At 49.5% G+C, this 14,592-nt stretch carries 13 protein-coding genes; 4 read left to right on the forward strand and 9 right to left on the reverse strand.

Going from position 1 to position 14,592, the window contains the following annotated elements; genetic code table 11:
• Positions 1-61: 61 nt before the first annotated feature.
• From aroB to pilM, 7 genes are all read right to left on the reverse strand, one after another.
• A complete protein-coding gene (aroB, locus tag ACTHRE_RS04515) occupies positions 62-1,141 on the reverse strand; it encodes a 3-dehydroquinate synthase (RefSeq protein WP_377073665.1) in 1,080 nt (359 codons plus the stop codon).
• Positions 1,142-1,163: 22 nt separating this feature from the next.
• A complete protein-coding gene (locus ACTHRE_RS04520) occupies positions 1,164-1,685 on the reverse strand; it encodes a shikimate kinase (RefSeq protein ID WP_377073728.1) in 522 nt (173 codons plus the stop codon).
• Positions 1,686-1,806: 121 nt separating this feature from the next.
• A complete protein-coding gene (pilQ, locus tag ACTHRE_RS04525; RefSeq protein ID WP_440344867.1) occupies positions 1,807-3,939 on the reverse strand; it encodes a type IV pilus secretin PilQ in 2,133 nt (710 codons plus the stop codon).
• A 20-nt stretch (positions 3,940-3,959) separates the two neighbouring features.
• Entirely contained in the window at positions 3,960-4,502 is a 543-nt protein-coding gene (locus ACTHRE_RS04530; RefSeq protein ID WP_107867826.1) for a pilus assembly protein PilP, read from the reverse strand.
• A gap of 15 nt (positions 4,503-4,517) precedes the next feature.
• Complete coding sequence (locus ACTHRE_RS04535; RefSeq protein ID WP_107867827.1) at positions 4,518-5,189, reverse strand: type 4a pilus biogenesis protein PilO; 672 nt, start codon at positions 5,187-5,189, stop codon at positions 4,518-4,520.
• Positions 5,189-5,812 (reverse strand): PilN domain-containing protein, encoded by a 624-nt coding sequence (locus tag ACTHRE_RS04540; RefSeq protein WP_107867828.1) that lies wholly within the window; start codon positions 5,810-5,812, stop codon positions 5,189-5,191. The genes ACTHRE_RS04535 and ACTHRE_RS04540 overlap by 1 nt, the downstream gene beginning before the upstream one ends.
• A 4-nt stretch (positions 5,813-5,816) precedes the next feature.
• Positions 5,817-6,908, reverse strand: a complete 1,092-nt coding sequence (gene pilM / locus ACTHRE_RS04545; protein WP_039862505.1) for a type IV pilus assembly protein PilM — start codon at positions 6,906-6,908, stop codon at positions 5,817-5,819.
• Between the two features lie 153 nt (positions 6,909-7,061).
• Between pilM and ACTHRE_RS04550 the strand changes: the two genes are divergently transcribed.
• On the forward strand, positions 7,062-9,449 hold the full coding sequence (locus tag ACTHRE_RS04550; protein ID WP_440344866.1) for a penicillin-binding protein 1A: 2,388 nt from the start codon (positions 7,062-7,064) through the stop codon (positions 9,447-9,449).
• 60 nt (positions 9,450-9,509) lie between these two features.
• Positions 9,510-10,346: a PHP domain-containing protein gene (locus ACTHRE_RS04555; protein WP_070645314.1), complete on the forward strand. Its 837-nt coding sequence runs from the start codon at positions 9,510-9,512 to the stop codon at positions 10,344-10,346.
• Positions 10,347-10,512: 166 nt separating this feature from the next.
• Here ACTHRE_RS04555 and ACTHRE_RS04560 read toward each other — a convergent pair whose 3' ends face one another.
• Together ACTHRE_RS04560 and ACTHRE_RS04565 are read right to left on the reverse strand one after the other, a co-directional pair.
• On the reverse strand, positions 10,513-11,952 hold the full coding sequence (locus ACTHRE_RS04560) for a surface lipoprotein assembly modifier (RefSeq protein WP_070645316.1): 1,440 nt from the start codon (positions 11,950-11,952) through the stop codon (positions 10,513-10,515).
• Between the two features lie 106 nt (positions 11,953-12,058).
• Positions 12,059-12,799: a Slam-dependent surface lipoprotein gene (locus tag ACTHRE_RS04565; RefSeq protein WP_377073670.1), complete on the reverse strand. Its 741-nt coding sequence runs from the start codon at positions 12,797-12,799 to the stop codon at positions 12,059-12,061.
• Between the two features lie 284 nt (positions 12,800-13,083).
• Here ACTHRE_RS04565 and ACTHRE_RS04570 point away from each other — a divergent pair, with 284 nt between their 5' ends.
• Complete coding sequence (locus ACTHRE_RS04570) at positions 13,084-13,926, forward strand: class II glutamine amidotransferase (RefSeq protein WP_070584708.1); 843 nt, start codon at positions 13,084-13,086, stop codon at positions 13,924-13,926.
• Between the two features lie 199 nt (positions 13,927-14,125).
• Positions 14,126-14,578, forward strand: coding sequence for a transcriptional regulator NrdR (nrdR, locus tag ACTHRE_RS04575; RefSeq protein WP_440344865.1), 453 nt, complete (start codon positions 14,126-14,128; stop codon positions 14,576-14,578).
• Positions 14,579-14,592 lie beyond the last annotated feature (14 nt).

The following is a 14,592-nucleotide window of genomic DNA, read 5'->3' on the forward strand; positions in this document are numbered from 1 at the left end:
GCCGTCTGAAAATGACTTTCAGACGGCCTTTTTATATTTTAAAGCAAACCTCATTCATTCTTCACAAATACGGCTGCAAGGTTTGGCGGAGGATTTCCATATCGGTAATTTCGGTGATATTGGCTTTGCCCAAGTATTCCAAGCCGACAAAACGCATGATGCCGCTGCTGACTTTTTTGTCGTGGCTCATGTATTCAATCCATTTTTCAAATGAGAAAACAGGCGGTGCGGACGGGAGGGAGGCGGCTTCCATTAAAGCGGCAATGCGGTCGGTATCGGCTTGTTGGGTTTTGCCCAAAATTTGCGACAAACGAGAAGCGAGGACGCAACCGGCGGCAACGGCTTCGCCGTGCAGCCATACGCCGTAGCCCATTTCGGCTTCGATGGCATGGCCGAAAGTGTGGCCGAGATTAAGCCATGCGCGGATGCCCTGCTCGGTTTCGTCTTGGGCAACAATATCGGCCTTCATTTTGCAGCAATGGTAAACGGCTTCTGCCATTTTTTCTTGATGTTGCGCCATCAGGTCGGCCATATTTTCTTCCAACCAAGCAAAAAATTCAGCATCGCCCAATGCGCCATATTTGATAACTTCGGCCATGCCTGCGGAAAGTTCGCGCTGCGGCAACGTTTGCAGGTCGGTCAAATCGGCCAGCACGGCTTGCGGCTGGTAGAACGCGCCAATCATGTTTTTACCGAGCGGATGGTTGATGGCGGTTTTACCGCCGACCGAGGAATCAACCTGGCTGAGCAAAGTGGTCGGCACTTGGATAAAAGGTGCGCCACGCTGATAAGTTGCTGCGGCGAAACCGACCATGTCGCCTATCACGCCGCCGCCCAAAGCGATTAAAGTGGTTTTGCGTTCGGCACGGTTTTGCATCAGGCCATCGTAAATCAGGTTGAGCGTCTGCCAGTTTTTATATTCTTCGCCGTCGGGAAGGATGATGCTGAAATGCGGCACGCCCAATCTGTCTAAGGCCGTCTGAAGCTGTTTGAGATAAAGCGGCGCAACGGTTTCGTTGGTAATGATGGCTGCTTTTTTGCCTAAATAGGGCTGAAGTAGCATATCGGCCTGCTCAATCAGTTTATGTCCGATAAAGATAGGGTATTGATGGGACGGGGTTTGGACAGTCAGTGTGCGCATAGTATTCCTTTGCAAAGCGTGTTTATTCGCCTAAAGCCTGTATCAGGCGTTTGAGCGTTTTGTGACAGCTGTCGGATTCAATGACAAGATGGGCGGTTTGACGGTACAGCGTATCGCGTTGGTCATACAGCTCTTGCAGTTTGCCCAAAGGATTGGCAACTTGCAACAGCGGCCGGTTACTGTCGTAACGGGTACGCTCCAGCAAGGTTTCGGGGCTGGCATGCAGATAAACAACCGTGCCGTTTTGGCGCAAAATCTGTCTGTTTTCACTGCGCAATACGGAGCCGCCACCGGTCGATAAAACGATGTTGCGCCGGGAAGCGAGCTTCTTCAGCATATTGGTTTCGCGGTTGCGGAAGCCTTCCTCCCCTTCCATCTCAAAAATGGTCGGAATGGATACGCCTGAAGAAGTGCAGATTTCGTAGTCGCTGTCGTAAAACGGGCATTCAAACATTTGGGCAAGCTGCTTGCCCAAAGTGGTTTTCCCCGCGCCCATCAGCCCGATTAAAATTAAATTACCGTTGATTTTTTCCATGTGGGTCATTTTATACGATATGGTGGTTTCGTGGAAAAGTTCGTCGTTTTTCAGACGGCCTGAAACGAAAGGCCGTCTGAAAACGAAAACAGGCATACCTTTGCAGATATGCCTGTTTGTCATTCTAAAATCAATAACGCAGATTGTTACCCACATTGTCCATAATGCGCGGCGTGATGAAAATCAACAGCTCACGGCGGTTTTCACGCTTGCCGCGTGATTTGAACAGATTGCCAACAACAGGAATATCGCCCAAAACAGGGACTTTGTTCACTGCATTGGTGCTTTCTTCTTCGTAAATACCGCCGACAATCAGCGTGCCGCCATCTTCAACCATGGCTTGGGTATTCAAGTGTTTGGTGTTGATACACTTGGTTGTCAGAGAATCCACGGTACAGTCGATCGGGGTATCGCGATTAATCTTCACAGTCATGATGATTTGACCGTCAGGCGTAATGTTCGGCGTTACGGTCAAGCCCAAAACGGCTTTCTTGAAGGTAATCGAAGTCGCACCGCTGGAAGAAGCCTCTTGGTAAGGAATTTCCGTACCGGATTCAATTTTGGCTTCTTTGCGGTCTTGTGTCAGCACGCGCGGGTTGGAAATGGTTTTGCTCTTACCTTGCTCTTCAGACGCGCTGATTTCCAAACCCAATGCGCCGGACGAGAACGCACGCACCAGTGCAATGCTGTTGACTGCGGCTGCGGTCGGCAGACTGACGTTCGGATCCAAAGTCCATGTGCGGTAGCCTACGTCGCCACGGTTAAACGAGGCATTGGTATTGTAATTGGTTTGCGCATTGCTCCAGTTGCTGCCCCATGCATTACGGCCACTTGCACCACCGGAACCGAATTTAACGCCCAAGTTGCGGAAGAAGGTATCTTCTGCTTCCACAATGCGCGCTTCCACCATCACTTGACGGGTTGGAACGTCCAATTCATCAATCAGTTTGCGGAATTTCTCAATCACGCCGCGGTTGTCGGTCACGATCAGCGTATTGGTGGCCGGATCGATTAAGGCGCTGCCTCGGTTGCTCAACAGAGTGTTGCGGGTATTGGAATTATTGCTGTCGTATTCTTCCAAACGCAGAATTTTGCGGAATTCTTCCACGTTTTTGTATTTCAACTGGAAGGTTTGAGAATACAGCGGACCCAATTCAGCAATCTCTTTTTCAGCCTGCAAGAAAGCTTTGTCTTTTGCCAACAATTCATCGCGAGGTGCAATATTGATGATGTTGCCTTGACGGCGCATATCCAAATTACGCGCCTGCATGACCAAATCCAAAGCCTGATCCCAAGGTACATCTTTCAGGGACAAAGTCATGGTGCCTTTGACGGTATCGCTGGCAACAATATTCACGCCAGATTCTTTCGCCAAAATCTGCAAGATGGTACGAACTTCTACATCTTGGAAGTCCAAAGAAATTTTACGGCCTTTGAACGATTTGTTCGCATTTTGGTTCAAGCCGCCGGATTCGGTATTGGCGGCTTTAGGCGATACTTCAAATACAAAACGGCCTGAAGAAGCTTTGGTATTGATGTCCCAATTCGCATTATTGTTGCGGATAATGAGCTGGGTAGAATTGCCGATACGCTTGAGCGTAACGTTTTGTACAGGCGTATTGAAGTCAGCCACATCCAAACTGCGTTGCGCTTGTGTCGGCAAAGTATGGTTTTTCAAGGTAACAACCACGCGGTCGCGCTGCTGTTTAATATCCGGCTGCCCGCTGAAACCTGGGGCGGACAATTCAATAATGCCGGAATTGCGTGCGCCTTTGCGGAAATCGATATTGGCTGCTGAAACGGCTTGATAAGTCTGAGCAGAGCGCGCGGTAGATGGCGTAGCCACACGTTCATTTGCAACGGCTGCATTGGTTTGGTCAGTAGATTCGTTTACAAACACCCAAACTTCGTTGCCACGAATCTCAGTATTGTATTGGCTGATTTTGTTCAAACCCAAAACCACGCGTGCGCGGTCATTGTTTTGCGCCGCAGTAATTTGATGCAGCAATGGGTCCGCATATTCCAAAACAGGCTGAGGTAAACGGATATTGGTATTGGCAAAATCCAATGCGATACGCGCCGGAGTAGATGTTACAAAACCATGAGGTGTGGTGACGTCTTTGTCGAAACGGATTTTGATGATTTTTTGGTTGTCAGGCAAAGTGGAAACGTTGATATCGGTAATATTGCCTGCAAAGGCCGTCTGAACAGCGAGGGCAACGCTGAAGCCGGCAAATAATTTTGTCATGTGCTTGGTTTTCATAATCGAGTGAGACCCCTAAATTAATTTGAATTCGAACTATCTGAGCTATTGGAAGAATCTGCCTCTTTACTGCTCAATGGCAATTCGGCCTTCCGGTACACCCAGTTGCCGTAGCTGTCTTCAACTTGCTCGGTCAAGATAATTTTGTCTTCGGTAATACTTTGGATTCTGCCGTAATTCTGACCGATGTAGTTTCCGGGATAAACGGTATAAACATGGTCCTTGACCTTGATAAATCCGGAAACCTTGCCGCCGCTTTGCAGCGTTCCGACAAAGGCCATGTTTTCCAAACTGAAGGCTTCCAATGTTTCTTTCGGACGGTTCACATCCGGCGCATTGCCGCCTTTAGGGGCAGTGTCCAAACGGCGTGAATCAAACGCATTTAAGCCTTTAAAATTCGGAGGGCTATACGGCTTAGGCAATATAACCGTCGGCTCTTCAAACGGAATAATCTTAGATTTTGCTTCCTGACGGGTTTGCGTCATCCATTGAGTCAAATCTTCATAGCTTTGCGTACAGGCTGCCAAGGGAAGAAGACTTAAGAGTAAGATGATTTTTTTCATGATTTCCCTATTCTTTTATTTTTGCTCATTCTCGGCAGGTTTGCCTTCTTCTTGTGCCTGTTGCGCAGCCAATTCAGCAGCAATCTCTTCGGCCGGACGCGCTTTGTAAGTCGTCGCAATCGCGCTCAATGTCAACTCGCCTTTAGTACCTTTGCCTTCTTTATCCTCGCCTGCGTTCACGAGTTTCAAAGAATCTAAAGTAATAATGCGCGATAAATCGCCTACATCACGGGTAAATTGGCTGATCTGTGAGTATTTGCCTGTAATGGAAATCTGATACGGCAGTTTTTGAATCGGACCATCGTTTTCAGGTTGGAGCGGTGCAACGCTGTCCAAACGTAATCCGTTGGTTGAACCTGCCTGATGCAGCTCTTGAATCAGGTTCGGAATTTCCGCGTCGGTCGGCAGTTGTTTCAACAAAACATCAAATGCAGAACGGATTGAAGCCAATTCAGCCTTTAGATTGTTCAAGCTTGCCGCCTGAATGCTTTTACGCGTAAAGGTTTCCTTCAGCTCTTCCTCTTTAGCTTCCTGCGTATTCAAGGTTTCAATCTGATCTTTAAATACGCCGACATAGCCCAAAGCCAACATACCGACAATCAATAAACCTGCCAGCAAAAGTTTTGAAGGCATATTGAGCAGGTACAGGTTTTGTACGTCCAATTGTTTCAGGTTTTTAGATGCCATTATTGAGCCTCCGGAGCAGGTTCTGCCACAGGTTCGGCCATTTCACCGCTACTTTGGGCAGTTGGTGCAGGAGCCGGCGTATTCACTTGGTTGATTGAAGATTTCAAAGTAAATTCTTGGTAGTTATCTACTTTTTTAATGCTCAACAATTCAGGCTGCAAGAAAATACCTGTACTTGGCAGGGAGCGCATCATAACAGCGATTTTATTGTCGCTGATGGCATGACCGCTGATTTTATAGCTGGTCGGGCTTTCTGCTTCCAACGCGGTCAAATAAGTATTATCGGGCGTAAGCGCATTCAAAGAATCAAGGATATAGGCCGCTTGATAGCGTTTTTCCTGCAATTCTTCCACTTTCAGCTTTTTAGCCAAGAAGGCTTCTTTTTCTTGCTGAAGTTTATCGATTTCGCCCAATTCTCTATCGAGTCTGTCGATTTCGGTTTGCAGGAAGTTGTTGCGGCCTTCTTGATTACTGATGGCGCTGTCAATACCGAGATAGGTAGCGGCCGCCAAGCCCAAACCTACTGCAAAAGCACCAAGCATCAATATTTTGAATTGCTGCTGCTTGCGCTGTTTAATCTCTTCCCGATATGGAAGAAGGTTGATTCTGGTTAATTCGATCATGTTCTCAAAGTCCCCTTAATGCCAATCCGAACGCCAAAGTCAGTGACGGCGCATCAATTTGAAACTGCGGCAATTCTACTTTTGCACTGCGTTCCACATATGAAATCGGATGCAGATATTCTGTTGGCGTATTGGTTTGCGAGAAAATACTTTCTGCCAAACCTGCCTGCTGCGCGGTAAAGCCGGTCAGCAGTATGTGTTTGATATTGTGAAAAGAATCAGTAGCTTGTGTGGTATAGTAAAATTGCAGAACACGCTGAACTTCTTGTGCAACCTGCACATTAAAACGGTCGGCGATCTGAGACTGGTAGTCGGAAGGCTTGTTTTGGGAAGCCATCATTTGAGCGGCTTTTTCTTCCGTTACCTGATAAGTACGCTGAATCAGCTGATTGAGCTGCTCTGTACTGACCGGCGTTTCCTGCTTGTAGAGAATACGGCCGTTTTGCAGAATCAGGGCATACATTTGAGTCGCATGAATGCCGAACACGGCAACTTTTTCCTCTGCCATTTCGGGAGCATGCGTATTCATCCAATAGACGAAGGCATTGCGTTGCGCCAGCAAGTCCAAGTCCAAAGCAGACAAAGGCAAGCCCGCATTTTCAAACATTTCAATGCGTGGCTCGACATCGTCTTTTTTGGCGGCAACAGCTAAAACATGCTGACCCGAACCGACTTCTTCAGCTTGAAAGTCGTAGTTCATTTCTTCAATAGGCGCAAATTGGCCGACTTCCGCCTCGATAAACTCTTCCAAGTCCAAATCGGTATCACGCGGGTTGTAAATAATTTGCTCGACTGTTGCCAAATTTTGTGGCACGGCAGCAACAATATTTTTGCAAGAACTGCGTAATTGTGTGTAAGTATGCTGGATGTAAGTAGCAAGCTGATCGTAGTCTTGAATTTTGTTGCCTTTGACAATATTTTTAGGCAATTTGGTAATAACGTATTTTTCCAGCTGAATTTGGTTTAAACTACGGCCTGTCAGTTGTACCATCTTAATGGCATGTTGACTGATGTCGACGCCGATGGCAGAGCGGTTGTTCAATCCGCTAGAAGCCTTGCCTGTTTTGGTATCTTTCGTGCTTTTAAATAAGCGCATGATTTGACTTCCCTGTATCATTTAGGAGTGAGTAACTGTTTCGTTATCCGTAAAGGACTTCTTATTCTTTACACAGTATTGACTGTGGCTGATAGAAATCGTTTCCCATTTTACTTTATTTATCGCCATTAATGGCAAAATTATTACCTAGTCATGATTAAAAAGATTATAACGACCTGCATGGGTCTCTTATTAGGACTGGCTCTTTTTGGTGTAGGTCTGATTGCAATTGCAATTTTGGTAACCTATCCAAAACTGCCGTCTTTGGACTCTTTACAACACTACAAACCAAAAATGCCGCTGACGATTTATTCTTCAGACGGCCAAGTCATTGGCGTTTACGGCGAACAACGGCGTGAATTTACCAAAATCGGCGACTTCCCGAAAATTTTGAAAGACGCCGTGATTGCCGCCGAAGACAAACGCTTCTACGACCACTGGGGCGTGGACGTTTGGGGTGTGGCACGCGCTGCAATCGGCAACGTCATGGCCGGCGGCGTTCAATCCGGTGCCAGTACGATTACGCAACAGGTTGCCAAAAACTTCTACCTGAGCAGCGAGCGTTCGTTCACCCGTAAGTTCAACGAAGCCCTGCTGGCCTACAAAATCGAACAGTCTTTGAGCAAAGACAAGATTTTGGAGCTGTACTTCAACCAAATCTATTTGGGTCAACGTGCTTATGGTTTCGCCTCCGCCGCCCAAATTTATTTCAATAAAAATGTTAATGAATTAACATTGGCCGAAGCCGCCATGCTGGCCGGCTTGCCCAAAGCCCCTTCTGCCTACAACCCGATTGTGAACCCTGAGCGTGCCAAACTGCGTCAGACTTATATTCTGAACAATATGCTGGAAGAAGGCATGATCACCCTGCAGCAACGCGATCAGGCTTTGAAAGAAGAGTTGCATTACGAGCGTTTTGTACAAAACATCGATCAAAGCGCCCTGTACGTTGCCGAAATGGTACGTCAAGAGCTGTTTGAGAAATACGGCGAAGATGCCTACACTCAAGGCTTTAAGGTATATACCACTGTCGACACTGCACACCAGCGCGTGGCTACCGAAGCCCTGCGCAAAGTTCTGCGCAACTTTGACCGCGGCAGCAGCTACCGCGGTGCAGAAAACTACATCGACCTGAGCAAAAGCGACAACGTAGAAGAAACTGTCAGCCAATACCTTTCTACGCTTTACACCGTCGATAAAATGATTCCGGCAGTTGTATTGGAAGCCTCCCGTAAAGGTGTACAGATTCAGTTGCCAAGCGGCCGTAAAGTGACGCTGAACAGCCACGCTTTAGGCTTTGCCGCCCGTGCCGTCAACAACGAAAAAATGGGGGATGACCGCATCCGTCGCGGCTCCGTCATTCGCGTTAAAGGCAGCGGCGATACCTTTACCGTTGTTCAAGAGCCTTTGTTGCAAGGCGCATTGGTGTCTTTAGATGCGAAAACCGGTGCAGTCCGCGCATTGGTCGGCGGCTACGACTACCACAGCAAAACCTTCAACCGCGCAACTCAAGCCATGCGCCAACCCGGCTCTACGTTCAAACCGTTCGTTTATTCCGCCGCTTTGGCAAAAGGCATGACTGCTTCCACCATGATTAACGATGCGCCGATTTCCCTGCCGGGCAAAGGTGCAAACGGCAAAGTGTGGAACCCGAAAAATTCAGACGGCCGCTATTCCGGTTACATCACGCTGCGCCAGGCTTTGACCGCTTCAAAAAACATGGTGTCTATCCGCATCCTGATGTCTATCGGCATTGGCTACGCGCAACAATACATCCAACGCTTCGGCTTCAAGCCGTCTGAAATCCCTGCCAGCCTGTCTATGGCTTTGGGTACAGGCGAAACCACGCCGTTGCGTATCGCAGAAGGTTACAGTGTCTTTGCCAACGGCGGTTACAAAGTATCTGCCCACGTCATCGACAAAATCTATGACAGCCAAGGCCGTCTGAGAGCGCAAATGCAACCTTTGGTAGCCGGTGAAAACGCACCTCAAGCCATTGACCCGCGCAACGCCTACATCATGTACAAAATCATGCAAGACGTTGTCCGTGTCGGTACCGCACGCGGTGCAGCCGCACTCGGCCGCGCCGACATCGCCGGTAAAACCGGTACCACCAACGACAACAAAGACGCATGGTTTGTCGGCTTCAACCCTAGCGTTGTGACTGCCGTCTATATCGGCTTTGACAAACCGCGCAGCATGGGTCGTGCAGGTTACGGTGGTACAATCGCCGTACCGGTTTGGGTAGAATACATGCGCTTCGCCCTGAAAGGCACCAGCGTCAAACCGATGAAAGCACCTGAAGGCGTGGTTACAAACGGCGGCGAAGTGTATATGCGCGAACGCATGACCACCAGCTCCGACCTGGCCTTGGACAACAGCGGCGTTGCTCCGCGTCCTGCCCATCGTGCCGTTCCGAATGAAAACCGCCGCCATACCGAGAGCGGCAATGCGCCAGCCCGTGAAGAATTAGACGAAACCCCAGTTCTGCCAAGCAATACCGGCAACAATAACAGACAACAACTGGACTCTCTGTTCTAACAAATCAAGGCCGTCTGAAACGTTCAGACGGCCTTTTTTGAGAAAATTCAAAGCAAAACCATGATTGATTTACACTGCCATTCAACCGTTTCAGACGGCATGCTTTCCCCAACCGAAGTCGTCCGACTCGCCCTTCAAAACGGTTGCACCCTGCTCGCCCTGACCGACCACGACCATACCGGCGGACTTGCCGAAGCACGTGCCGAAGCCGATACCCTCGGCCTCCCCTTCGTCAACGGCGTGGAAATATCCGTCACTTGGCGCGGCCGCACCATCCACATTGTCGGTTTGGACTTTGACGAACACAACGAAGCCCTGCAAAACCTGCTTGCCGAAGTCCGCAAAGGCCGTCTAAAACGATTGGAAGCCATCGCGGCCAAACTGGAGAAAAAAGGCATAACAGGCTCGTATGAAGGCGCGCTGGCATTGGCCGCCAACAAAGAAATGGCCAGCCGTACCCACATTGCCGAATTCCTCATTCGCGAAGGCCATGTTAAAAACAAACAGCAGGCATTTACCAAATATCTGGGCGACGGCAAATCCTGTTCCGTCAGACATGAATGGGCCACACTGGAAGACTGCGTAGTCGCGATTACAGGCGCGGGCGGCATGGCCATTATCGCCCACCCGATGCGCTATGAATTATCCGCCACCGCCAAACGAAACCTCTTTCAAGAATTTAAAAATCTCGGCGGCGCAGGAATTGAAGTGCACAGCGGCAACTGCTGCAAAAACGACCGCCTCAACTATGCCCTGCTTGCCGACCGTTTCGACTTTCTCGCCAGCGCAGGCAGCGACTTCCACCGCCCCAACGACTTCAGCGGCGGCATACTCGGCGCCTGTCCCGACCTACCCGAACAATGCCGCCCTGTCTGGAAACACTTTAAGGCCGTCTGAATTTTTCTAAATTTCCAAAACGAAAATACAGCTCCTAGTTTTTAAGCAACCTGTTTCCATTGAATCAAAGTTCAATATTCTTAAAATCAGCGTTTCCATCATCAATCAGGCCGTCTGAAAAATACTTTCAGACGGCCTTTTCATTTTTATTTCTCTTTACCGCAAATTAAAACGACCTCACCAGTGACAAACCGACTTCGTTTTGTTTGTAGCTGTATAGCCAGTCGGTGTTACCGTTGACACGGCGGTGTTTATAGCTGAGGACGGGCTTAAGGTCGGCGAATTTCCAGCGGTCCGCGCCTATGCTGAGGCGGTAGGTTTGTTCTTTGTCGCGGCGGCGTTGTTCGAGGATGGCATTCTCTTCCCTATGGCTGCGGATACCGAAAGTCGCAGAAATCGAGGCATCGAAACCGGCTTCAAACATTTTTGCCGCACCCAGCCGTGCGGAAATTTGGCGATAGCTGTCCACAGGGTCTTTCGTTTTGCGTTGTTGCCAGTCTATGCCGCCGTAGAGCATGAGGTCGTTGCGCGGGAAATAAGACAAGGTGTTGTAAACGGAGAGGAGGCTGCCGTCGAGCAAACGGGTTTTGTCTGCATAAGAAAGGTGTTTCCACTCGGCTTCGGTGTTCCACGTCCAGCTGCCTTTGTCGAGATTCCACTCGCTGCGCACGCCGTAGGCGCGGTTGAGGGTTTTGCTGCCGCTGCCATTCCATTCGACAAGTGGTGCGAAGGCGAAAGTGTGGCGCTGGTTTTCAAACTGATAGCCTGCACTGAGGTTGAGCGTGTGTTCGTTGAAATCTTTATGGTCGCGGTAGAAGCGGCCATAGCCGAGCGCGCGAGCGGCAATGCCGTGGTGTCCTTTAACCTGCCAGCGGCGGACGGCGGCGGCTTCGTATTTGATGCCGTTGGCGGAAATGGGTTTGTCGCCTGAAAATTCTTCCCAACATTCGCCGTCGATTTCGGTTTTACACCACACTTTGCCGCTGGCTTCGTTGATGTTGCTATTGTGGACGGCGCCGACGGAGAGGCTGCCTTTCCAGCTTTGACGCTGGTTCAAGGCATCTTGGAAATGGGCGATGTTTTCTTTGACGGCTTCAGGCAAGTCTTCGTTTTGAAGGTGTACAAATTCAGAAGATGCTTCGCGGTTCAGACGGCCTTCAAAAAGCAGGCGTGCGTAATCAAGCCGTCCGCGTGTAAAATCGGGATGACGTTGCAACAGGGTTTCGTATTCTTGTTTGGCGGCTTTCCACTTACCTTCGCCTCGTGCAAGAGAAGCACGGGCAAACGAAGCGATATCGGGATCGTATTCGGTTTGCTGGGTATAACGCTCCAGCAGAGGGCGAACGGTTTGCCAATCGCTGCGGTTGACAGCATTAAACAGTGCCTCGCCTTGGTCGGCTTCGGAGTCGCTCTCGGCTGTCTTCCCGGTATGCGGAGCAGAAATATCGAGATGATATTCGCGCACTTTTTGTTCCTGCTCCTGCATGGTTTGGCGGGTATCCTGCCACAGGCGTTGCGCGGTGCGGTCGTCTGAAAAATCAGAACGCGGCGCGGCAAGGACGGGAGCAGAAAGAAGCAGAATCAGGCAGGCAGACGGTTTGTACATGGGATCGGCTTTCCGGTCGCAAGTTTCAGACGACCTTGAGAAATTTGGAAGCAAGTGTTTAAAAAAGCCTGCGGATGGCAGGCTTTATTTTACTTAAAGACAGATTTTAGCGTTTTACGCCGCCGTATGCCGTATCCAGATTGCGGTCGGTCTTAAATTTGGCAACACCGGCCAACGCGCTTGCACCGTTGCCGAAGAAGTGGCCTTCGGTTTTACCGAAGTGGCCGTTGGCGCGGGCGTAGCCTTCAAATGATGCGCTGGATGGCTTGATGCGGGAATGGATGTCCATCTGTACAGCGTTATTTTTCATAGAACCGGTCAAGACGCGTTGACCGAAGTCTGCGCGCAAAGTACCAACCATCGGGTTGTTGCCGGTGTAGTTATTGATACCTTTAACTGCGTAGTTGGCTACACCGGATACAGGCATAGAGGTAGCACGTTTGTCGCCGGAGTAGAAAACGCCGCGGTTAGAGCCTTTGGCGTATTCTTTGCCGACCCACTCGCCGTAGTATACTTCAGAGTCACCGCTCTTAATGGTGTTGAACGAATAGCGGCCGAGGTTTTGACGGGTGTATGTGTCGTTAACCTGTACGGTTTTCACGCCATTGCGGTCTGCATTGCCGGGCATACGGTTTACGTTGGTGTAGTACACGCCTGAACGGTAAGCGGCGTGTTTCATCACTTTTTCACCTTCGGCTTCAGATGCAGGCTTGCCCCATTTTTTGCCATATTTGTAGTTTTGGTAACCATAATCAAATGGGTTGTAGTAATTGTTGGCAGCAAATGCGCCTGCGCTGAATACAACAGCCAAAACAGCAGCGGTGGTTTTTTGCAGATTCAGTTTCATTGAACACTCCTTGAGGTAAAACGATGGTGGGGAAAATTATGTTTCGTTGTGAGTAGAACATATCGTTATGTGAGGAGGTCTTTTTGTTCTGCAAAGCATTTTATAGGGGAAGTGTTAGCACAGAATTAGTAAATGTCCTAACAATCCCCCTACAAAGCGAAATTCTTTATTTTTAATTCGATACAACCTGTATCACCTGCCCCAAAACGGCAAAGAATATATTGAAACTGCCTGCCCGATACACCATAATAACCCTATAAATACTCGGAAAAAAGGTTAACGCCATGTGCCAACTGCTCGGCATGAATTGCAACACTCCCACAGACATCATGTTTTCTTTTGAAGGCTTCCGCCGCCGTGGCGGCATTACCGATCACCACGCCGACGGCTTCGGTATCGGCTTTTTCGAAGGCAAAGGCGTGCGCTTGTTTCACGACGACAAACCCAGCGCCAACTCGCCTGTTGCCGACTTGGTGCGCGCCTATCAGATCAAATCTGAAAACGTTATCGCCCATATCCGCAAGGCCTCACAAGGCCAGACCTCGTTGGCGAACACTCATCCCTTCATGCGCGAGATGTGGGGCGAATATTGGCTGTTTGCACACAACGGCCATTTGATTGATTTTTTTCCTGAGCAGGAAGAGTACTACCATGCCGTCGGCTCAACCGATTCCGAACGCGCGTTCTGCTTTATCCTCAACCGCCTGCGCAGCCGCTTTGCCACCAAGCCCGAACCTGAAGTTTTGTTTGACGCCATTGCCGGCCTGACTCATGAAATCCGCCGCTATGGCTTGTTCAACTTCGTCATGTCCAACGGCGACTGCCTGTTTGCCCACGCCAGCACCTTGCTGCACTACATCGTGCGCAAAGCCCCGTTTGGTAAAGCGCGTTTGCTGGACGATGATGTCATGGTCGATTTTTCAGAAGTGACCACCCCGAACGATAAAGTTTCTGTCATCGCTACCCTGCCCCTGACACGAGATGAAACCTGGTCGCAATTGGCAGTCAATGAATTGGTGATGTTTCAAGACGGCGACATTGTCCTCAGCGACCGCCCCGACAATCCGGTTTACATGAGCGCGGAAGAAGGTTTGGAAATCGCCCGTGCCGTCGGCGTATCGGTTTGACGTTTGATTGACTGAAAAACATAAGGCCGTCTGAAAGGCTCAACTTCGCTCAAGTTGCCCTTTCAGACGGCCTTTTTATACTTAATCCATAGTCAAAGCGTTTACTATACGAAAATAGCGCAATCCGCTACAATAATAGGTCACAAACAATGAATTCAATTGCTTAGCGACCTTGCCGAGCGTATGACAAGGAAACCCGATGAAGTGCCCGTTTTGCCAACACCCCAATACACAAGTAGCCGACTCGCGATGGCTGGAAGACACCAACAGCATCCGTCGCCGTCGCAAATGCTTGGAATGCGGACAACGCTTCAGCACCTTTGAAACCGTTGAAATGCGGATGCCGCAAGTCATCAAATCCAACGGCACACGGGTTCCCTTCAATCCGCACAAACTGCAAACCAGCCTTGAGCGCGCGCTGCACAAACGCCCTGTCACACAAGAACAAATCGATGAAACCGTTGCCCTTATCGAGCAGCGCGTCTACCGTTTGGGCAAAAAAGAAGTCGCTTCGCGCATCGTCGGCGAAATGGCGATGGAAGAGCTGGCAAAAATCGACCAAGTTGCCTATGTCCGCTTCGCGTCCGTCTATAAAAGCTTTAAAGACGTTTCCGAATTCACCCAAGTCATCGCCGAATGCAAAGCCAAATAAGGCCGTCTGAAACC

Source organism: Neisseria sp. P0001.S007 (assembly GCF_051963655.1).
Taxonomy (GTDB): domain Bacteria; phylum Pseudomonadota; class Gammaproteobacteria; order Burkholderiales; family Neisseriaceae; genus Neisseria; species Neisseria subflava_A.

What these genes read in the sequence shown, in the direction of transcription:
- aroB (WP_377073665.1), bottom strand. Translation starts at nt 1,141, where the DNA reads ATGCGCACACTGACTGTCCAAACCCCGTCCCATCAATACCCTATCTTT.
- ACTHRE_RS04570 (WP_070584708.1), top strand. Translation starts at nt 13,084, where the DNA reads ATGTGCCAACTGCTCGGCATGAATTGCAACACTCCCACAGACATCATG.
- ACTHRE_RS04560 (WP_070645316.1), bottom strand. Translation starts at nt 11,952, where the DNA reads ATGTACAAACCGTCTGCCTGCCTGATTCTGCTTCTTTCTGCTCCCGTC.
- ACTHRE_RS04565 (WP_377073670.1), bottom strand. Translation starts at nt 12,799, where the DNA reads ATGAAACTGAATCTGCAAAAAACCACCGCTGCTGTTTTGGCTGTTGTA.
- pilM (WP_039862505.1), bottom strand. Translation starts at nt 6,908, where the DNA reads ATGCGCTTATTTAAAAGCACGAAAGATACCAAAACAGGCAAGGCTTCT.
- ACTHRE_RS04540 (WP_107867828.1), bottom strand. Translation starts at nt 5,812, where the DNA reads ATGATCGAATTAACCAGAATCAACCTTCTTCCATATCGGGAAGAGATT.
- nrdR (WP_440344865.1), top strand. Translation starts at nt 14,126, where the DNA reads ATGAAGTGCCCGTTTTGCCAACACCCCAATACACAAGTAGCCGACTCG.
- ACTHRE_RS04550 (WP_440344866.1), top strand. Translation starts at nt 7,062, where the DNA reads ATGATTAAAAAGATTATAACGACCTGCATGGGTCTCTTATTAGGACTG.
- ACTHRE_RS04520 (WP_377073728.1), bottom strand. Translation starts at nt 1,685, where the DNA reads ATGACCCACATGGAAAAAATCAACGGTAATTTAATTTTAATCGGGCTG.
- ACTHRE_RS04555 (WP_070645314.1), top strand. Translation starts at nt 9,510, where the DNA reads ATGATTGATTTACACTGCCATTCAACCGTTTCAGACGGCATGCTTTCC.
- ACTHRE_RS04535 (WP_107867827.1), bottom strand. Translation starts at nt 5,189, where the DNA reads ATGGCATCTAAAAACCTGAAACAATTGGACGTACAAAACCTGTACCTG.
- ACTHRE_RS04530 (WP_107867826.1), bottom strand. Translation starts at nt 4,502, where the DNA reads ATGAAAAAAATCATCTTACTCTTAAGTCTTCTTCCCTTGGCAGCCTGT.
- pilQ (WP_440344867.1), bottom strand. Translation starts at nt 3,939, where the DNA reads ATGAAAACCAAGCACATGACAAAATTATTTGCCGGCTTCAGCGTTGCC.